At 38.6% G+C, this 19,074-nt stretch carries 16 protein-coding genes; 10 read left to right on the top strand and 6 right to left on the bottom strand.

The window, feature by feature from the left end:
* Nucleotides 1–94 precede the first annotated feature (94 nt).
* Nucleotides 95–1,336 (top strand): ankyrin repeat domain-containing protein, encoded by a 1,242-nt coding sequence (locus tag NTX86_06190; GenBank protein ID MCX5922885.1) that lies wholly within the window; start codon nucleotides 95–97, stop codon nucleotides 1,334–1,336.
* On the opposite strand, the gene NTX86_06185 is transcribed toward NTX86_06190, so the two are convergent.
* Nucleotides 1,331–2,461 (bottom strand): Fic family protein, encoded by a 1,131-nt coding sequence (locus tag NTX86_06185; GenBank protein MCX5922884.1) that lies wholly within the window; start codon nucleotides 2,459–2,461, stop codon nucleotides 1,331–1,333. The genes NTX86_06190 and NTX86_06185 overlap by 6 nt on opposite strands.
* Before the next feature lie 285 nt (nucleotides 2,462–2,746).
* Here NTX86_06185 and NTX86_06180 point away from each other — a divergent pair, with 285 nt between their 5' ends.
* Nucleotides 2,747–4,720 carry a sodium-translocating pyrophosphatase gene (locus NTX86_06180; GenBank protein ID MCX5922883.1) on the top strand — a complete coding sequence of 658 codons (1,974 nt, stop codon included), beginning with the start codon at nucleotides 2,747–2,749 and terminating at the stop codon, nucleotides 4,718–4,720.
* A 471-nt stretch (nucleotides 4,721–5,191) separates the two neighbouring features.
* Here the strand turns inward: NTX86_06180 and NTX86_06175 are convergent, their stop codons facing one another.
* Entirely contained in the window at nucleotides 5,192–6,262 is a 1,071-nt protein-coding gene (locus NTX86_06175) for a hypothetical protein (protein MCX5922882.1), read from the bottom strand.
* 314 nt (nucleotides 6,263–6,576) lie between these two features.
* Between NTX86_06175 and NTX86_06170 the strand changes: the two genes are divergently transcribed.
* Nucleotides 6,577–7,866: a DUF1343 domain-containing protein gene (locus tag NTX86_06170; GenBank protein MCX5922881.1), complete on the top strand. Its 1,290-nt coding sequence runs from the start codon at nucleotides 6,577–6,579 to the stop codon at nucleotides 7,864–7,866.
* 23 nt (nucleotides 7,867–7,889) lie between these two features.
* A complete protein-coding gene (locus NTX86_06165; protein MCX5922880.1) occupies nucleotides 7,890–9,173 on the top strand; it encodes a DUF1343 domain-containing protein in 1,284 nt (427 codons plus the stop codon).
* Between the two features lie 4 nt (nucleotides 9,174–9,177).
* On the opposite strand, the gene NTX86_06160 is transcribed toward NTX86_06165, so the two are convergent.
* Both NTX86_06160 and NTX86_06155 read right to left on the bottom strand, forming a co-directional pair.
* On the bottom strand, nucleotides 9,178–10,182 hold the full coding sequence (locus NTX86_06160; GenBank protein MCX5922879.1) for an ATP-binding protein: 1,005 nt from the start codon (nucleotides 10,180–10,182) through the stop codon (nucleotides 9,178–9,180).
* Complete coding sequence (locus tag NTX86_06155; protein MCX5922878.1) at nucleotides 10,148–11,566, bottom strand: ATP-binding protein; 1,419 nt, start codon at nucleotides 11,564–11,566, stop codon at nucleotides 10,148–10,150. The genes NTX86_06160 and NTX86_06155 overlap by 35 nt, the downstream gene beginning before the upstream one ends.
* Before the next feature lie 273 nt (nucleotides 11,567–11,839).
* Between NTX86_06155 and NTX86_06150 the strand changes: the two genes are divergently transcribed.
* From NTX86_06150 to NTX86_06140, 3 genes are all read left to right on the top strand, one after another.
* A complete protein-coding gene (locus tag NTX86_06150; protein ID MCX5922877.1) occupies nucleotides 11,840–14,323 on the top strand; it encodes a hypothetical protein in 2,484 nt (827 codons plus the stop codon).
* Nucleotides 14,320–14,886, top strand: a complete 567-nt coding sequence (locus tag NTX86_06145) for a hypothetical protein (protein MCX5922876.1) — start codon at nucleotides 14,320–14,322, stop codon at nucleotides 14,884–14,886. The genes NTX86_06150 and NTX86_06145 overlap by 4 nt, the downstream gene beginning before the upstream one ends.
* 175 nt (nucleotides 14,887–15,061) lie before the next feature.
* Nucleotides 15,062–15,742, top strand: a complete 681-nt coding sequence (locus tag NTX86_06140; GenBank protein MCX5922875.1) for a hypothetical protein — start codon at nucleotides 15,062–15,064, stop codon at nucleotides 15,740–15,742.
* 22 nt (nucleotides 15,743–15,764) lie between these two features.
* Here the strand turns inward: NTX86_06140 and NTX86_06135 are convergent, their stop codons facing one another.
* Both NTX86_06135 and NTX86_06130 read right to left on the bottom strand, forming a co-directional pair.
* Entirely contained in the window at nucleotides 15,765–16,214 is a 450-nt protein-coding gene (locus NTX86_06135; protein ID MCX5922874.1) for a hypothetical protein, read from the bottom strand.
* 236 nt (nucleotides 16,215–16,450) lie between these two features.
* Nucleotides 16,451–16,912, bottom strand: a complete 462-nt coding sequence (locus NTX86_06130; GenBank protein MCX5922873.1) for a tryptophan-rich sensory protein — start codon at nucleotides 16,910–16,912, stop codon at nucleotides 16,451–16,453.
* 80 nt (nucleotides 16,913–16,992) lie between these two features.
* Between NTX86_06130 and NTX86_06125 the strand changes: the two genes are divergently transcribed.
* Genes NTX86_06125 through NTX86_06115 form a run of 3 tightly spaced genes read left to right on the top strand, consistent with a single transcriptional unit; the run spans nucleotide 16,993 to nucleotide 19,036 of the window.
* Nucleotides 16,993–17,463 (top strand): hypothetical protein, encoded by a 471-nt coding sequence (locus NTX86_06125; protein ID MCX5922872.1) that lies wholly within the window; start codon nucleotides 16,993–16,995, stop codon nucleotides 17,461–17,463.
* Nucleotides 17,464–17,492: 29 nt separating this feature from the next.
* The gene (locus tag NTX86_06120) at nucleotides 17,493–17,903 is read left to right on the top strand and encodes a nucleoside triphosphate pyrophosphohydrolase (protein ID MCX5922871.1); all 411 of its coding nucleotides are present in this window, start codon (nucleotides 17,493–17,495) and stop codon (nucleotides 17,901–17,903) included.
* A 17-nt stretch (nucleotides 17,904–17,920) separates the two neighbouring features.
* Nucleotides 17,921–19,036, top strand: a complete 1,116-nt coding sequence (locus NTX86_06115) for a PDDEXK nuclease domain-containing protein (GenBank protein MCX5922870.1) — start codon at nucleotides 17,921–17,923, stop codon at nucleotides 19,034–19,036.
* The last annotated feature ends 38 nt before the right edge of the window (nucleotides 19,037–19,074 follow it).

Genomic DNA, 19,074 nt, shown 5'->3' with positions numbered 1-19,074 from the left:
CTTGTGGACATGCCCTGCCAGGCAGTGTTATGATGCTTCTGCGTTAAAATAACGTATAAAAACTTATTGTAATAATTCTACGGAGAAAAAGATTATGAAGCGTATAATAACATCGTTAATGATTCTATCGTTATTCTCTGTTTCTCAACTTTTAGTGCCAATGGCCGCAGATTCTGATGATGATACTGATATTCTTTCTGACTCTGAGCAGAATAATCAGAATAAATCTGCTAACTCGCGTGCATCAGCAAAGGTAGATAGTCTTTTAAAAGAAGCACAGAAAAAATATTCTCAAGCCCTATTGGTGGCAGCTAAAGAAGGGCTAGATGACAAAATTAAATCAATACTTGATCTTAAGGCTGATATTGAAATTCAGAATTCTGAAGGCAAAAGGCCACTACATTTAGCAGCCTTTGCGGGACACAAAAAAACAATGGAGGTGCTGATTGCGTGCAAGGCGGATGTAATTGCTCGAGATTATGTTGCTGAAACACCATTGCATAATGCTGTCAACAGAGGGCATGTTGATTGCGCTCAGTACTTGCTTGATAATAATGCATCGATTGAAGCAACTAATGAGACAGATGAGACCCCGCTTCATCAGATTACTGATAGCGCATGCTTGGCATTATTGCTTGCGCGCGGTGCTAACATTAATGCTGTTGACGATGTTGGCGACACGCTTATCCACAACCTGGTTTATACCAAGAAAGTAGGGCTGTTGAAAGCTTTATTGGCATATGATCCAAGCGTAAATATTGCCAATCAAAGAGGATTTACGCCACTTCATTGTGCTGCGCAAAAAGGATTTCAAAAGTGTTTAGAGCTTTTGCTTGAGAATCGGGCTAATGTTGATGTCAAAGATACTGGTGACGGCTGGACGGCATTGCACTGGGCTGGAAATTCAAATAAAACTGCATGTGTTGAGTCTTTGCTCAAATATCGCGCTAATACCACATTGTGTGACAGGCTTGATCGGACTGCAAAACACAGGGCGCTTTTTTATGGGAACAAAGCTCTTGCCGCACTCATCGAAAAACATGAGCAGGCTGAGCTACAGGTATTAAAAAAAGATAGTAATAAGTGGTCTCTGTATAGACATGTGCCTTATCTTCCTGAGGTTGCGGCTAATCTGATCGCTCAATATTGTTTTTATCCAAAGGCTGATGAGATTGCAGACAAGAAACATCAGATGCTTCTTGCTGCGCAAAAGGCATCTGAAGAAGCAGCTAAGCCTGTAGTTAAGCGTCAAAGAATCGATAGAAAAAAAGGCAATGATGATGATAATAAACTGTTTGACATCATGAGCTTGGGCGGCAAGGCAGAAAAATTATAGCTTGCGATCGTAGGAACGATCAAGAATCTCAAGATACTCTTTGAATTTGAATAATTTTCCTCGCTTTTGTTGGGTTTCTTCTTCAAGGATTCCGAGCTCAATGAAGTCGTCAATAATAGTGTGTGCCGTGTTGTATGCAACCTCGAGTTTTTCACTTAATAGATTTGTGCTAATCACCGGATAATGAAAAAGAATCGACAGAGCACGTAGTTTAGCTGTTGGCGCTTTGGGCGATCTATTATTGTTTGTGATGAGTTGAATCAGTTGTTCGCGTAATGTCTCAATACCCTTTGCTCGTTTGTATGCATCAATACTACTGTCTCGAATTGCCGTCAAATAAAAAATAATCCAGCCTTCAAAATCGCCTTCCATTCTGACACCATCAAGGTAGTGATAATATTCCATGTGATATTTTTTGAAATAATAGGAAGGGTAGAGTATTGGTGCAGCAAGTAATCCATTTTTTATGAGCATCAGGACAATGAGGAGTCTTCCTATGCGACCATTGCCATCCAAAAATGGATGGATAGTTTCAAATTGAACGTGGGCAAGTCCTGCTTGAATCAGTGCCGGCACTGTTTTATCGTTGTTGATGTACTGCTGGAGGTCAGCCATAAGTGGTGGTACCAAATGTGCTGGTGGTGGAATCAGTTGACCAACGCGCACCGAACAGTTCCTTAATTTCCCTGGGTTTGCTTTCTCATCGTCTTCGAGTTCCATCAGTGCTTTATGGGCAGCTAAAATTCCTTCTAAATCAATGGGGCCGTCTTTTTCTATTGATGAGAGTGCAACTTCTAAGGCGGTAGTATAGTTCATTACCAATTGAGTGTTTTTATTAGGTTTTTCTTCAAGCAAAGGTTGTGTGTAGACATCTAATAAGGTGGTATGAATTCCTTCAATGGCAGACGAGAGCAATGCTTCTTTAATAATGTAAGCTTTTATAAAGCGTTGTACATCGGGCAGGCTTGTCGACATTTCATTGAGTTTACCTAGATGGAGCATGGCGTCTCCATAAAGAGCCATAATCTCAGTATTTAATATAAAAGGTGGATTTTCAGGTGGCAAAGGGTCGGGAATAAAATGTCTAATGTTGCCAATGTATTGATATTGACCGGTTATTCTCATAATTATCCCCACTCTTAATGGCAAGCTTGTTTCAATATAAGCGATTAAACTGAAATAAGAATAGCAAAAACAGATCCTTATTTCAATATCAGGAGTCAAAATGAAATAAGGAGAGTGAAATCAGGGCCTTATTTCAATATGTAGAAGTACAATAAAATAAGGGCAGTTAATAAGATTGACTGCCGCCCTCGCTTTACAAATTTGCCAAAACCAGTAAGATAAAAGAGTTTTCTTTAGGTTATTTTAGGTCAAAATAGTGTTGTTTCATTACATACGGAGTTCTGAATGGAAATCCTGAATTATTTTATTTTGTTTAGTTTTTGGGGTTTTGCCGGCCTAGGGGTCGTAGCATTTCTCTTATACAAAATCGGTCAAATACCGGTAACGAATGCAAGGGCGATCGAAATTGCCCATGCCATCCGCGGTGGCGCTATGACTTTTTTGAGAGAAGAATATAGAATTATCGCCATTATTGCAGCGATAGTTGCCGTAGCGCTTGGATTTTTTGTGAACCCATTGGCCGCAGCACTTTTTGTGGCTGGCTCATTGTGCTCCATGACTACCGGCTTAATTGGTATGCATGCAGCAACACAAGCAAATCTACGCACCACAATGGCTGCAAAAGATAACGGTGAGCACTCAGCTTTCCTCGTTGCATTCTTTGGTGGCGGCGTTATGGGTTTTTCCGTAGCAAGTTTCGGTCTCCTTGGCCTTGGTTCAGTTTTCTATCTTTTCTTTGAACACCCAGATTTTATTCTTTTGATTACCTGCTTTGGTTTCGGGGCTTCTTTAGTTGCCTTTTTTGCTCGCGTTGGCGGTGGTATTTATACCAAATCAGCTGACGTTGGTGCTGATTTAGTGGGTAAAATTGAAAAAGGTATTCCAGAGGACGATCCACGTAATCCAGCAGTTATTGCTGATAACGTTGGTGATTGTGTTGGCGATACAGCTGGCATGGGTGCCGATATTTATGAATCGTATATCGGTGCAATGGTTGCTTCGATTATCGTTGCGCACCATGAATTTGGTTCCAATCTTACCTATTTGGCATTGCCAATAGCCTTGGCTGCTCTTGGTATGATGGGCTCTATTATTGGTTTGTTATCCAACGCTATTTTAAAATTACAACCAGCGGCTATGCTACGTAGCGCAACCTATATTGCCATTCTTTCTTTCTTAGGTTTTTCATATGGTTACATTAGCCACATGGGCATCGATTATTGCTTATTCATAGCAGTCTTAGCTGGCTGTATGGCAGGGGCAATTGTGGGCAGCATTACTGAATACTACACAGGTGGAGCACCCATTAAAAAGTTGGCAGCATCATCATGTTCTGGTGCAGCAACTAACTTAATTTACGGTCTTTCACTTGGTATGGAATCAGTAGTAGCACCGGTGATATTGCTTTCAGGTGTTGTATTATTCGCTTTCACTTTCGGCGGCGGATTATTTGGTGTTTCATTAGCGGCAGTTGCTATGTTGGCTACCGTTGGTATCACCATGACTGTCGATGCATATGGCCCTATTGCGGATAACGCAGGCGGTATTGCAGAAATGGCTGGCTTTGATCCTGCAGTAAGAAAAATTACTGATAAACTTGATGCTTTAGGAAACACTACGGCAGCAATGGGTAAAGGTTTTGCTATTGGTTCAGCATTGTTAACAGCGCTTGCTATGTTTACGGCATACTCACAAACAGCAGGTCTGCCAGTACTTGATATTCTTGATCCAGTTATTTTAGTGGGTGTGTTTATTGGTGGCACCATGCCATTTATTATTTCTGCTTTAACCATGCGTTCAGTTGGTGATGCGGCATTGGAAATGGTAATGGAAGTTCGTCGTCAATTTAAAGAAATTCCAGGCCTCATGGAAGGCACCGGTCAACCAGATTATAACCGTTGCGTTGCGATTAGTACCAAAGCGGCATTAAGAGAGATGGTATTGCCAGGTGTTATCACGGTTGCGTTGCCGATTTTCATTCGCTTTACCTTGGGTAAAGCTGGTCTTGGCGGCATGCTTATTGGCGCTACGGTTGCAGGTGTATTGCTTGCATTAATGATGGCCAATGGTGGTGGTGCATGGGATAACGCAAAGAAGTATATTGAAGCTGGTCACTTTGGCGGCAAAGGTTCCGATGCTCACAAAGCAGCGGTTATTGGCGACACGGTGGGCGATCCTTTCAAAGATACATCCGGTCCTGCGCTTAACATTCTGATTAAGCTTATGTCGATGATTTCACTTTTATTGGTGTTGATCTAATCGCATACAAAAAATAGAGATTAAAACAAAACGGGCACTGCTCTAAAAAGCAGTGCCCGTTCTTTTTAGAGCCTATCTCTAAACTCAAATTTTTGAATCATGAATATTACCAGCACCGAGCGCGTGGCCGATCACAAAGCCATTGCGATCAGTTATGACACTTACTTTTGAATCTATACACTTTTAGGGTCAATGTGACTTGCGCTTTGTCATTTATATAGTCTTATTTCCTGGCCCCTTTTTAGGCCTTCCCCGTCATTTTGAGACCACTATGATTACATCGCCGTCATTTGTGATAGTCAGGTTCAAAATTTCTTTATATGAGATACTGGAGGCTGGCAATTTGCCACAAATAAATAAAGCCCTTGCTTTCATCAATAAATGAAAGCAAGGGCTTGTTAGACTTGTTGATATCATGAGAGTGTTGGAGCAGCAGTAGGTTAATCACTCGCTCTTGCTTGAAATATCTTGTTAAGCGTGCCGGCCTCTTTCTCTTGCAAATGCTTCCTTTTCTAATTGGAGCTTTTGCTTTTCCATCTCTAAATTCCATTTTTCCCAAAATAAGCGGTTTTCTTCACGTCGTCTTTCTTCTTCTATACGAACTGCTTCGCGTTGTTCTGCTACTCTCGCACGCTGTTCCGCTCTTTCTCTTTTATCACGCTCAACACGTATTTCTTCTTGTTGCCGTTCCCAATTTTTTTCATTATTAATTGCTTTATTATATTCATCTGTTTTTGAAATAGCAGCAAATAGCGCTTTTAAGTTTTCAATACACTTTTGTGCACGTTCGTTAATAGGCAAATCAGGTGATTGAGCACATGTTGCCTGATGTTCGGAGGTTAACTTATCAATAGTGAATTGAAGGTTTCTTGTATAGTTCAAATAAGGGATGTTTTGCTCAGAATTTACAATGTTGTCGTGAAGACTCTTTGAAACTTGCTTTTTATCCCATGCATTATCATAACGCTTCGCAGATGCAAGAGCTCGATCGAGATTAAAAAAGTTTTGATTTGCATAGATAACGTTGTGACGCTCTTGTAAAACAGGAGCTACTTGATCTATTTCATTGGCAGATGATCGTAATTTAGGTAAAAATCCTTGTTGTTGCTGTTTTTTCTGTTCAACTTTGATGATGCGATCATCTAAAGTTTCCTTATTTTTTTTGAGTACCTCGAGATTCCTATTTATACTTAAAACAAGATAACCAATAGAGTCGTGGTTGTTGTTTTTTAAGTATACTCCTATTTTTTTCAAATCCTCTTCATTTTTACCATTATAGCTGTAATCTCCGCCAGTTGTCTTAATGAGTGTACGGCTTTCCTGTATTGTATTTTGTGCATTATTTATGATGTCTTGATCCGATGGACCACTTTCTTTGGTGCAGTAATGATAAATTCCACCAGCGGCAGCAACGGCAGCTAATGTAATTCCTACTGCAGCGCCAGCAGATACAGAGCCATCATTTCGGTGCAAAGCATGAGCCGGAAAAATTGTACTCATGATAAGAGTAGTTAGTATTATTTTTTGTGATACGGTTTTCATGATAAATCCCTAAAAAAGATTGTTATAATAACGTTTTTTTGTTTTTCCCCTATTTCACGATATCGCTAACCCCTTGATTTGTCAACAGTGTTTCCTGGTTCAAGGCCCCCCCGCCTATACAGCCATTTTTAAGAAGCTTTAATGTTTTGTGGATAATTTCAGCTTTACTTTTATGTATTTATTTTTTTATTAGAAATATCTTGCTATTGAAACTTCGGCCATGGTATTTTAATAATGAAATTAAAAATCTCATACGGAGGTGAGATTTATGAAAGTTGATTAGACCGCGCTTTATGAAATAAGGGGGAGTAGTGATGCGGGGGGTAGTAAGGGCACTAAAACATTCATTTTCTATTCTAAGAGTATTTTTAATACTTGGCGTTGCGTTATTTTTGCCACAATTATGCGTATGGTACACAAAGCATGTTGAGCAGCCAGTGGCACAGGTAAACGCAGCCAAATTCAAATTAGGCCTCGAAAACCTTTCAGAATCTACTTTTAAATCGTTGACAATACAGAGCGGAAGAAACAAGCGCGCCCCTTCTATTGCGCTTATAACCAATCAAACCGGGACCGATCAAGAAGGTACCTCAAATAGTGACATACTTACTGGAAAAGGTTTTTTGGTTAAAAAGATATTGGTACCTCAAGGAAGCCATTTTGAACCTAAGGCATCTGAAAAAGATAAAGTCGCAACCATTCCCATCATAACGTTTGGTAAAAAAGATTTTAATAAAAAGATATTTGCTGATATTGATGCATTAATGTTTGATATGCAGGATTCTGGCATTCGCTACTATGGGTACATAACCACGCTGCTTGATACTATGGAAGCGGCAGCACAGTATAAAAAGAAATTTATTGTACTTGACCGCCCAAATCTTTTGGGCTGGTGCATGGAAGGGGTTTTAACGTCCGACAATCAATTATACCAAGATTTGCCAGTGCCGTTGCGCCATGGCATGACGGTCGGTGAGCTTGCGCAGTATTTTAACAAATATGTGCTCAGTAAACCGGTTGATTTGCAGGTTGTACCCATGGAACATTACAACAGACAAGTTGAGGCGCGACAACCAGGAATGGGTAGCTTGCTGCGTGATGGCACATCCGTTGATGCTTGTTATGGCTACAGTGTATTAGGATTGCTTGGCGAGGTTGCGCCGTTTGATATTGGGGTAGGTACTGATAAAGCATTTCAATGTGTCTTGTTGCCAGAACGCTTAAAGTTTCCAAAACATAAATGGCACGATTTGCATGTACTCCTCAAAGAGCATGGCATAGAAAGTAAATCACATCGTTATTTTAATACTGCTAAAAAAGAATATTGCGTGGGATTGCGGCTACACATTAATGATATTAATCGTTTTTCAGCATTTAATACCTTGCTTACGGTGCTGGATTTCTTTAAAGAGTCGGGGATTACTCTCACGTGCTCAGAGAAATTTGATAGGGTTTTGGGCACAAAACAAATTCGTTCACTCGTGCAAGGGAATATTTCGCGTATTGATTTAGCACTTAAAGTGAATGATGACTTGCAGTCTTTTTACAAAAAAGCGTTTAGTTGTTTTATTTATAAGCCACTACCTAAGGTGCTGCACGTATAATATCTAGATGAAAGGTTATTGCGATGATAAAAACAAATTGTGTATTCATACGTATCATATGCGGCTTTTTTGTTTTGTCATCTGCGATTGCGCGTGCCGATACACAGCACCACGCTAGAGCGCAACAACCATCATATAAGCTTGGTATAGAAAATAGTAACGATCCTGTGTGGCAGAAGCTATTTGGTGGTGGGAATAGTCAGCAAGCTATCGGCCTTGTCACCAATCAAACAGGGCAGGATCAACAGGGCAGAAGAACGGTTGATATTTTGTTGCAGCGCGGATTATGCGTCAAGCGTATATTTGCACCAGAGCATGGCGTATTGGGTGTGGTTGATGCAGCACACGAAGTTGGTGACACCGTAGATCATGTTACAAAAATTCCCGTAGTGAGTTTGTACGGCCATGGCACGGGTAGAAAAATAGCGCCACATACGATTAAAGATTTAGATGTGCTTATTTTTGACATGCAAGATTCTGGCATGCGTCACTATACTTATATTTCTACGTTATTGCACGTCATGGAGGCGGCAGCGCATCACCAAAAACCTATTGTAATTTTAGATCGTCCAAATCCACTAGGAGCACACATCGACGGCCCTATAAGTGGCAAACATACTAAATCATTTATTGCTATCGCGCCGATGCCGTTGCGTCATGGTATGACCATTGGCGAGCTCGCGCATTATTTTAATAACCATGTGTTGGAACAAAAAGCTATGCTCCATGTGGTGAGCATGCAGGATTACAAACGTACCATGGGACTACCAGGAAAACTTGCAGCGCCACTTTCGCCCAACATTCCCAATAAGCGTGCGTGCTACGGTTATAGTTTTTTAGGGCTGCTTGGCGAAGTGCGACCCTTTGACACTGGCCTAGGAACACCAAAAGCGATGCAGTGTCTTGCCTTGTCGGAAAAGTTGAACGTTGCCCCACACCTTTGGCAACAGCTGCATGCGAATTTAAAAAAATGTAATATTAACAGCACGGCCTATAGTTATATGAGTCCACGAAAAAATCAGCAATGTCATGGATTGCTCTTTTCTGTTGCTGATATTAACAAGGTTGCATCGTTTGACATCATGGTGATGGTTTTGAAATTTTTTCACGACAACGGTGTGCATCTCACCTTCTCTAAATCATTTGATACGGCCGTTGGTTCGCATAAGGTGCACGATTATGTTAAAGGTAGAATTACGCGCCAGGAATTAGTCGATGAGGTTAATACGCAACTGACTTTGTGGCAGCAAGAAGTTATTGGTTCTTATCTCTATCAACCACTGCCTTATGTTGCCGTGATGCGGTGAGACGTTATTGTACGATTGATATGTTGTTGGAATGTGTATTTAAAATAAGGTTGCAGATATAGTGGGAATGAATAATAATACCCAATGAGGTACCAACTATACCAACCATCGTAGAAATTTTTTGCCACCGTTTTTCATCAGCGTCATCAGAGATGTTATTAGCAAATTTTGATTTAGTTTGATGGAGCGCATCCCAAATTATTGCGTCTGTTATTATGCCATGGTTGGTCATTGCAGCGGTCATATGTACGTCGTATGCAAGATCCTCTAAACAGCGGATGCTTAGATCTTCAGTTTTTTTTACTAACGTATTAAGCGTTGAGGAAGGGAGTGTGATAGTAACGTTACTAAAATAATGTTCTAAAATTTGCTTTCTTGTGGGAGCATCTGGATTTTTGATTTCGATAACATTTCCACCAAATCTATCCAAAAATGTTCTATCAAGTTTCTCTAGATGATTGGTAGCAAAAATAATGAAGATGTTTTTATTATTTTTTTGTTTATCGATTTCAAGCCATAATTGTTGCAGGGCGATCTTATGTTCAGATCTAAATTCGGTTTTTACGTTACTGGCTATAGCATCAATTTCATCAATAAAAACTATCACTTTTGAATTGTCTTGTGAGGCTATACTTTGTGCATCTTCAAAAAGATTCGCTACGTTATGTGCTCCTTGGCCAACATAAGTATTAACAATACTGGGAGCATCTAAGCGTAAAAATTTGCTATTAGTGAGTTGGGCTATTTTGCTTGCTAGGGTTGTTTTACCGTTCCCTGGCTTACCGTGGAGTATTAAGCATCGTTTAGTTACCGTTTCGTCATTAATTTGTTTCATGAGCCAGTAAAGCTTTGTTGGTTGCTTGCCTATCATGCCGTCAATAACAAAATCAGGTGTTGCTTGGCAGTTACTCACTAATAGTAGGAGTGCATGTATGGTAAATAGTTTGATGCTATATACTTGCGTAGCAAAAATATTAAGATTTTTTTGATTGGCATTGAAGAAGTTCATTAAGGTCTTTTTCTATTAAATGATAAGAATATTGTTTCATTATGGCCTGTGCGCAAGCATTATTCTCTTTTGTTGTTGAGCCCCATAACCAACCTGGGTTGTTGTCAGAGAAATGAGGGCACTTATTTTTTATGTGAGAATTTATGAGGTCGATCTTCGTGCGTAAATCTTGGGCCTTTTGTCGTTCATGTTCAGACCATCCCTGTTGGTCTTTGCGTTCGTTTTCCTTGGCTGTTTCCAAGATTTTATCAACTTTGTTGTTGTCTATGATAAGAGTGCCATTGTTGTTGTGTAATGCTGTCTCTATAATATTTTCAACTAAGTATATTAATGATCGAATAGAGAGGTTGTCAGTTTTTTGTGCGAGATCATGTATAATTTTATCATTTAAAAAGAGCTTATTATATTGAAGATGCTTTTGTACTAATTTTATGTAGTTGTCTATAGCATTAAAGTAATTTTTTAGTTCTTGGGGCTGTTTATCAAGTGACGTACTGTTGAGAGTGAAAAATTGATTTTTTTTATGTTCTAGTTGGGTAATCGGTGTTTTAATAAGTTCTGGATTAGTCGTTTCTTTTGAAAGGCTGCTCTTTATAATTTTTTTATTTATTGTACGTAATATATTGAGCATTTCTTCAAAATAGTTGTTATGTTGATTGCCAAAATTTTGATTAATCGCATTTTGAAGCCTGTAGATTATATGTTCATTAAAGGTAGGCGTAAGCCCAAATATTAAGCAACTTTTCAAAATTTCTTTACGCTGCTCGAGATCTGGATTTTTTATTTCGATTATGTTATTTGCAGGAAATCTATTATTAAAGGTAGCATGCAATGAATCCTTGATGTTGGTAGCGACTATAATGAATAGATTTGGCTCGTTTTCATGTTCAAGTAATTTACACCATAATTTTTGCATAGCATTACGAGTGTCTTGATGATTAGTAGGTGTATTTTTTGAAGCAACAGCGTCGATTTCATCGATAAAGATAACGACAGATTTTCCCGCATTAATTCTGGTTAATGCATCGTTAAACATATCAGCTATTGCTTGAGCCCCAGAACCTTGCAATTCATTCACTAAGCTTGGAGCATCGAAATGTATTAATTCACTATTGGTCAGTTCTGCAATTTTATGAGCGATGGATGTTTTGCCGTTTCCAGGCTTTCCATGCAACAGAATGCGATTAACCCAGGGCTTTACTTTTATACCTAATTGTTCGGGTGCTTTAACATAATTAAATCTTATAATGTTTTTACAGATTTGTGTTGGTTGAGATCCGAACATACCTGATAATTTACACTGTTTTAAGACTTGTTCTTGAGATATGGTGGTATTTACTATGATGATGCATAGTAGCGCAATGGTTGTTTTTAAGAATGGCATGACATGTCTCTTTACAGGAGTTAGGATATTTTTATTGCTTACTTATAGATACTTTTATCATAACAGAATAATTAAGTAAAGATTTTTTATTTTTTGCATTAATACCAAATGGTAAATTTAACAAAGCAGCTGAGTTTCATACTGAATGCAACGTTAAAAATTAATTGTTATTGGAGTGTTTGGGAGTATTCTTTAAAAGTGGTACGCGTGCTTTGTAACATGCGACTGATTGAGTGCCAATAGTATATCGCCAAAAGGATGTTGAAATTTATTATGTTATTCAATAACAAAAAATATACAAAAAAAATATCGAAACTTCTTGTTTTGATTACTATAAGTAACATATTTTTAGTTCCTGCTATGGAGCCGATGATGGTAGTAGTTCAGGCGGCTCTTAATTATGTTGCAACTTCTAAAATTGCAACAATCATTGGTTCTTTGGTGGAAAAGAAAGTGCAAATTTCTACAAGCAAGCTGTTTCCAGATGTTTTTACGGTTACACCGTCTGATGTATCAGACCGCGTACCACAACAAACTCCATTGTTAGATGCTCATCAAAATGTGCAGACCATGTATTTACCAACAGCTTCTGAGGTTGGTACTGATCTAAAAGATCGAGCGTCACATGTCGTGATGGATCAATTATCCGAACAAGCTTATAAGAAGGTTGAAGCAGAAGTTTGTAATCCTGGAGATGCAGTTGTTGTTCAGGAAGTTACTCATGCACCAGTTACTAAAAAGGCAGATTTAGAGTTAGGAAATATAACAAGTTCTGTTGAACGCAGCATAAAAGCTAAACAAAAAACGGCCATAGAAAGTTACTGGAAAGAGCTGCATAAAAAATTTTTCAAGGAATCTCAGTATACAATTTCTAAGAGTGCAGATGGTATCACGATTGTTAGTCCTAATGGCAAAGGTTTTTTAACCATACAGCCGCGTACGGTTGATTATAGAGTTGAGCGACTTGGGCTATTTGAACAATATGTCCAATCTCTTATAGAATTTCGGCATGTCTTGGAACACCATCCTGAATATAAACAGCTGGTGTCTCAACAGTTAGAATCAGTATTGCAATGTATGACAGACCTCACGAGTAAAGATCCATGTAAACGCTATACGGCATTAATACAATTGGATTCATTGCAACTTGTTGGCCCCATTGATAGGTATTTACAGCAAGCAACGAAGGAGATTTTAAAAGGTTATGTTCAATCAGATGGTAATATTCCATGGCAGGCGTTAACAAAAGAAAATAATTATGTTGGGCCAATCATACAAAAATTTATTGATAATGTGCAGCATGACATAGGGCGCAGTATTACTCTAAAAAAACTTATTCCATCAACGCTCAACACGAGTAATACTTCTTCTGCATATAGTTATCCTATTAGCAGAGGGCATAATATATGGCAGGGAATTAAGGAACATTGCTTCCATCAGTCGATAGATTATGGATCTTTAATGCAAGATCATGAGTTGTATGGTGCGCGGCTTGAGTGCGTTAAGTTATGCCAGCAGTATGATTTTAGTACGGCACGTAAGATGCTACAGGAAAATGGTAACGATAAAATCATGCACTATGCCTATGATCACTTTTATGTTGAATTTCAACAAAAAGTAGTGCAAGAACAACAGCGTGTTTTGGCATATCAGCAAGCGATGTTTGATTCTCAGGGTTTTATTAAATCTGGATTAGATAATCCTCTCTATAAGAACTTAAGTTCTGCAGAACGAGATTTGATTGCTAGTTCACCTACACAACTTGATTTCTTCAATAAGCGCTTGCTTGCTCAGTTGAGCATAAAAGACAGTATTATGAAGTCCTGGGATATTCCTGTTACTGCATCAAAAGAAGTGCATGAAGCTGTATATAAACTGATAGGCGAAGATGCCCGACTATTGAGCAATTCGGCCGAGCTTATTGATGCATTGGCTGATTTATCTAAAGATAGCAGTGATATTAGATCGGCTTTCTTTTTGCCCAATGGCGTCATTAAAGATTTCGCTCTTTTATCGAGAGCAAAAACATTGCCTGTGATGCCCATGACTCAAGCATACAATGATATGCGTTACGTGTTGAATTCTTTGATCTACATTGAGCAGCATGGTTCGCCCGCCGTAGCTAGTCATGCCACAGAAGTATTGAATGCATATGCGTCTCATGGGTATGTGACTAATCCGGTTGACATGACTAGCCGATTCCAACGGGCGATTCAGCGATCAATTAATGCTAGATTGCGCGAACTTGGTGTCAAAACAGTTGAAGAGGGGCAGCAGAAAATCACGCGGGAAGCAGCGTTAGCTGCAGTAAAAAAAGCAAGCGCAGTTGTTGGAACAGTTGCAGCTGGAGCAGTAATTTTTAACGAAGCAAAGTCTAATCAATCGCTGCCAAAAACACAAAATGGGTCGCAAGCTGGCGCGGGTTCTCAGGCACCTATGCCAAGTGGTCCCCAGCAGCATGATCCTAATGAAGATAAAAATTTGTATGAAGATGCTGGGTATCATCTGCGCGAATCAAATGGTCGAAAAAGCAAGGCGCCCAAGAATGGTCAAAGGGCTTTAGATAATTCCATACAAATAAAAGATACATCACCGCAGAGAATAGCCGTGGATGATGGCGAGTTTGTTGTACTCAGTAAAACGAGAGACAGATTATATCACGGACATGTTCGAGAATGGGATGATCTTACCGATAAAATGCAAAGAGTTCTAGAAGAAGCTGGCTTGGTTAATGGAAGGGGCAAGATTATAAAATGAAAACACAAAACATTATTTTGATAATCGATGATTCTCAATTCTTGAGCATGGTAATACCTTTTGAGTACGAACGGTTACATGTTTGCGATGAAATTAAAATTTTTTTTGAAACATCAGATAACATACAATACTTATTGTTTGACGATTCTATTAGTTTTGCATTAGAACCATTTAAAGTTTTGTTGACCGAAGCTATTGATAATGCTTGTAAGTTGCATGATTCTATAAAAGAAAATATAGGCTTTTTATGGAATCAGGAGCTTAGTGGTCGCGTCAGTTTACCACTCAAATCAGGCACAAATTTTTGGGTAGGAGAGCATAATCTGTTATGGGAAAAAAGAGGATTATCCACGTGGCTTTACAATAGGGATAATGACATAGTATTAGAAATTGCTCCTGTCTATAAGTGGCATTATATTGAACCTAAAAAAAGTGATACTGATTATATAACATACGATGAATGGATAAAAAACTATAAGCCATTGAAAATAATAAAAATTGATAAACGTGTGGCTGAGGAGTGGCTTAAGAAAACAGAAGAATTGTTAGCAATTATGGACTGAAAATAAGCTAGTATCGGATTATAGTAATTTGGAATTCAATATCAATATATAAGCGGAAAAAATGTTAAACAATAAAAAGACACTCAGAATATTAGCGTTTGTTATTTGCAATACTACAAGCCTGATTCCTATGTATGGAGAATCTCAAAAAAAAGACGCTCAGGAACAGCAATGATTGGCAGCACAAAAAAATGCCATGTTTGACTCACAGGGTTTTGTTAAAGCTTGCTTGGATAATCCGCTCTATAAAAATCTTACGGTGGCAGAGCGAAGTGCTATTGCGACTGTTCCAGCCCAGTTAGAATTTTTTAATAAGCGATTGTTGGCGCACTATCAAATAAAAGAAAACATGATGAAATTGTGGGATATTCCGGCTACTGTCTCTCAAGAAGTGCATGCTGCCTTGTATGCTATCATAGGAGAAGATGCGTCGCTGTTGTCAAAACCAGCGGAGCTTGTTGATGTACTATTCGATCTTGCAAGAAAAAGTAGTGAGCTCAAAAAGTCATTTTTTTTACCAAACGGTATCATTAAATATTATGGAAATTTGGCGCGGGCAAAAACACTGCCAAATATCCCTACGGCCACTGCTTACTATGAGATGGCCAAAGAATACTTTGATGTGTGTTATATGTTGAATAATTTGATATATATAGAGCTGAATGGTTCACGCGCGGTGGCGCGTCATGCAACAGAAGCATTGAATGCCTATGCATCGCATAGATATAAACTTGACCCTGTTGTTGTAAATCGACGGTTACAAGAGGCATTGAATCTAAGCATTAATGAAGTCTTGCGAGAACAGGGGGTAAAAACCATTGAAGAGGCGCAGGAAAAAATTGCTCGGGGCAAATAGAGCAGGGCAATTTTTACTCTTTTTAGTCAGTGGCGTATTCGCCTAGTGCAACGCCAATTGGATTGCGAATAAACAGTCTGATGAGAAAAGGAACGATATTCTGCTTTCTGGTGCGCACAGAGTCTTTTTGTAATACATGCGTATCGGTCCATTGTGGTGTGTTATAGAGAATGTAACATTGAGTTGCCAAACAAGGTAAGACCATCAATGTTCTTGAAGTTTCATCAGCTTTAAAGGTTCTTTTTATGACATATTTTTCACTATTAACAGCTGCATCTCCTGTTACCAAATCGTTTACTATTTGGATTCCTACACAGGCAATATAAGATAATCCACCTGTGCATATGTGTGCTAAATAATGAATAAGATTTTTGTTATTAATGATTGGTTGATCAGCTTGTGTTTCGGCAAATACAGCTGATGATTGCAGGGTAATGAGCATGAGACTTATTTTAATGAATTTTAAAGACATATGTTTCATTTCGAGTGATGAGTTTTAAAAGAGTTCTTGTGTGTGACGCTTATGATACTTTATCGTAATAATAATGTTTGAGCAAAAAGAGTCTTGCTGCTCTACTTTTGAGGTGGATAGCCTAGGAACACATGTTGTAGTTATTTTAATTGGATTATTTACCCAAACACAATTGACGGCTTGGCAGCAAAAAGTTATTGGTTCTTATCTCTATCAACACACTATTTATTGTGGGATTAATTGAGTTGCCAAATTTGGTAATTGAGTACTATTGCAAAGAGCGTCCATACGGCATAAGGCACAAGGAGCAGTGCGGCGGTACGCATGTTTGTCCAAAGTAATGCAATGAGTGATACAATGGTCACTTCAAGAGCAATCGCATCAAGCAGTGCTTCTGTTATAAGGTGGTTTTTGAAAAAAAGATATGTCCACGCGAGGTTTAATCCAGCATTGAGAGCGAATAATGTCATGATCATAACAAAGCGCTTATCGTGTTTATGTCGATTCCAAACGAGCAGTGCGGCAATGGTAGTAAGTATATACAGTATTGGCCATACAACGCCGAATAACCAACTTGGTGGGGTTATTGCTGGTAAGGTAAGTGTTTTGTACCAGGCCATATTGTTTGCGGTTAATAATTTGCCGATGTAGGCTACCGTTAAAGTGATCGTAGAAAAAACAAGATAATTCAACTTCATATTTTTATCCTCATGTAATAGTAGCTATACTGATACAGTACCATAACAGTTATCTCGTTTTGCAATAGATAGGAAAAATTATGAAACGTTTTTTATTACTCATAGCAGGGCTTTTCACTTTTTACACGATGAATGATGCGATGTCATTGCGTGGCATGTGTACGTGTGTGAATCAATGTAAGATTAAAATGTTATTGCAGGCAGAACAGATGTTAGCCCATAAAGAGGTATTCCTAAGATATAATAAGCAGGCGCTTGCTGAAAATAAGCGTTTTATAAAACGCTATGAAAGTTTAATTCCTTATTCTACCGACCTTATACCTGGTGATGATCAGCTTTTAGAGCGTAGAGTTGGGCAAGAAAAACTTAAGATAGAAGAAGCAAAGAGTGCAATAATATCTGCAGAATGGGAAATTGAAAAAGCAAAGCGTGCTGTAAGAAAAGCTGATAAAGCTGTTTTTTATGCTCTGATACATGATGATACAAGTTTGAAGTCATCAATTGCTAAGCTCCAGCCGAAGTGCATTGATGTTCATGGTACTGATTTATAAAAAAGTTTTTTTGTGTAAGGAATAATTACATGGCACTTATTCGATTTAACGTTGATAAATTAATTCGTGATAAAATACCTAACAGCCTTAGAAGCAAAGGCGTCATCGTGCATGAGCGCGTTGCCGAATCAGAAGAATATACAGAGCTTCTTAAAAAGAAGTTGCTTGAAGAGGCACAAGAGTCCATTGATGCGGTTGATCATAAAGAATTAGCAGAAGAGCTTGGGGATGTCATAGAAGTTATTCATGCGTTGGCAAAAGCGCAGAATATTGATTTGGCAACTATTGAAGCAGTACGTTTGGCAAAAAAAGAACGCAACGGCGGCTTTGAGGACAAAGTTTATTGTTCATATGTTGATGTTGACGAAGCCAATCCTCAGGCCGCGTATTATGCTAGTCGTCCTGTTCAGTATCCTAAGATTGATAGGCCGGATAAGTAAAAAAGGAACATAAGAGAATGAATAAAAAAATAAGTACCAAAAAAACATTGCTTAAAAAAGAGGTTGCTTCTGTAAAAGAATATATCTCGACGTTGGCTATGATTAAGCAACAGATTAAAGAAGCTCAAGTTAGGGCAACTTTTTCTGTTAATAGAGAGCTGCTTAAGCTTTATTGGTCTATTGGCAAAGTGATTGTCGCTCAACAACAAAAAAATGGTTGGGGGTCTCATGTTATTGAAAAGTTAGCAGAAGATCTTCAAAATTCATTCCCAGGAATGAGTGGTTTTTCCAAAGTTAATATCTTTCGGATGAAGGCATTCTATGCTGCTTATGAAATTGTGTCACAAGCTGTGACACAATTAGACGATTTTGCAATTTTTAACATTCCATGGGGACATAATGTTGTTCTTCTATTTAAGTTAAAAGATGATAAACAGCGCTTATGGTATGCTCAAAAAACTATAGAATATGGCTGGAGTCGTAGCATGCTTGAGACGTGGATAAAATCTGATCTTTATAAGCGTGAGGGCAAGGCTATAACTAATTTTTCTAAAACTTTGCCCGCGTCTCATTCTGATATGGCACAACAATCGTTTAAAGATCCTTATATTTTTGATTTTTTAACGTTGCATGCCGAACATATGGAGCGCGATCTTGAGCAGGGCCTCATAGAACATGTTCAAAAGCTTTTGCTTGAGATGGGCAAAGGTTTTGCATTAATTGGTAGGCAATATCATTTAGAAGTAGATGGCGATGATTATTATATTGATTTACTCTTCTATCACGTCAAATTGAAATGTTATGTGGTTGTTGAATTAAAGGCAAGAGCTTTTGATCCGCGCGATGTTGGCCAGCTTAACTTTTATCTGTCGGCGATAGATGATTTGATACGCGATGAGCATGATAAGCCAACCATAGGGCTCATTCTGTGCAAAACGAAAAAGAATTTTACTGCGGAATATGCTTTGCGTGATATTAAAAAGCCGATTGGCATAGCAGAGTATGAAACAGCCATTATAAAGAAGTTGCCTAAGGAGTTAAAGAGTAGCTTGCCGACTATTGAAGAAATAGAAGCAGAATTTGAAAAGTATGAGGCGGCTGTGCCAAAGGTACTGAAGAGCAAAAAGAGGTAAAATGATTTTGATATTTAATGCTCACGTTGACACTAAAA

The sequence above is a fragment of the Candidatus Dependentiae bacterium genome (assembly GCA_026389015.1).
Taxonomy (GTDB): Bacteria; Babelota; Babeliae; order Babelales; family Vermiphilaceae; genus JAPLIR01.
The sequence above is the reverse complement of the archived record's forward strand: the minus strand, read 5'-3'. Positions and strand labels throughout refer to the sequence as shown.

What these genes read in the sequence shown, in the direction of transcription:
- NTX86_06190 (MCX5922885.1), top strand. Translation starts at nt 95, where the DNA reads ATGAAGCGTATAATAACATCGTTAATGATTCTATCGTTATTCTCTGTT.
- NTX86_06185 (MCX5922884.1), bottom strand. Translation starts at nt 2,461, where the DNA reads ATGAGAATAACCGGTCAATATCAATACATTGGCAACATTAGACATTTT.
- NTX86_06180 (MCX5922883.1), top strand. Translation starts at nt 2,747, where the DNA reads ATGGAAATCCTGAATTATTTTATTTTGTTTAGTTTTTGGGGTTTTGCC.
- NTX86_06175 (MCX5922882.1), bottom strand. Translation starts at nt 6,262, where the DNA reads ATGAAAACCGTATCACAAAAAATAATACTAACTACTCTTATCATGAGT.
- NTX86_06170 (MCX5922881.1), top strand. Translation starts at nt 6,577, where the DNA reads ATGCGGGGGGTAGTAAGGGCACTAAAACATTCATTTTCTATTCTAAGA.
- NTX86_06165 (MCX5922880.1), top strand. Translation starts at nt 7,890, where the DNA reads ATGATAAAAACAAATTGTGTATTCATACGTATCATATGCGGCTTTTTT.
- NTX86_06160 (MCX5922879.1), bottom strand. Translation starts at nt 10,182, where the DNA reads ATGAACTTCTTCAATGCCAATCAAAAAAATCTTAATATTTTTGCTACG.
- NTX86_06155 (MCX5922878.1), bottom strand. Translation starts at nt 11,566, where the DNA reads ATGCCATTCTTAAAAACAACCATTGCGCTACTATGCATCATCATAGTA.
- NTX86_06150 (MCX5922877.1), top strand. Translation starts at nt 11,840, where the DNA reads ATGTTATTCAATAACAAAAAATATACAAAAAAAATATCGAAACTTCTT.
- NTX86_06145 (MCX5922876.1), top strand. Translation starts at nt 14,320, where the DNA reads ATGAAAACACAAAACATTATTTTGATAATCGATGATTCTCAATTCTTG.
- NTX86_06135 (MCX5922874.1), bottom strand. Translation starts at nt 16,214, where the DNA reads ATGTCTTTAAAATTCATTAAAATAAGTCTCATGCTCATTACCCTGCAA.
- NTX86_06130 (MCX5922873.1), bottom strand. Translation starts at nt 16,912, where the DNA reads ATGAAGTTGAATTATCTTGTTTTTTCTACGATCACTTTAACGGTAGCC.
- NTX86_06125 (MCX5922872.1), top strand. Translation starts at nt 16,993, where the DNA reads ATGAAACGTTTTTTATTACTCATAGCAGGGCTTTTCACTTTTTACACG.
- NTX86_06120 (MCX5922871.1), top strand. Translation starts at nt 17,493, where the DNA reads ATGGCACTTATTCGATTTAACGTTGATAAATTAATTCGTGATAAAATA.
- NTX86_06115 (MCX5922870.1), top strand. Translation starts at nt 17,921, where the DNA reads ATGAATAAAAAAATAAGTACCAAAAAAACATTGCTTAAAAAAGAGGTT.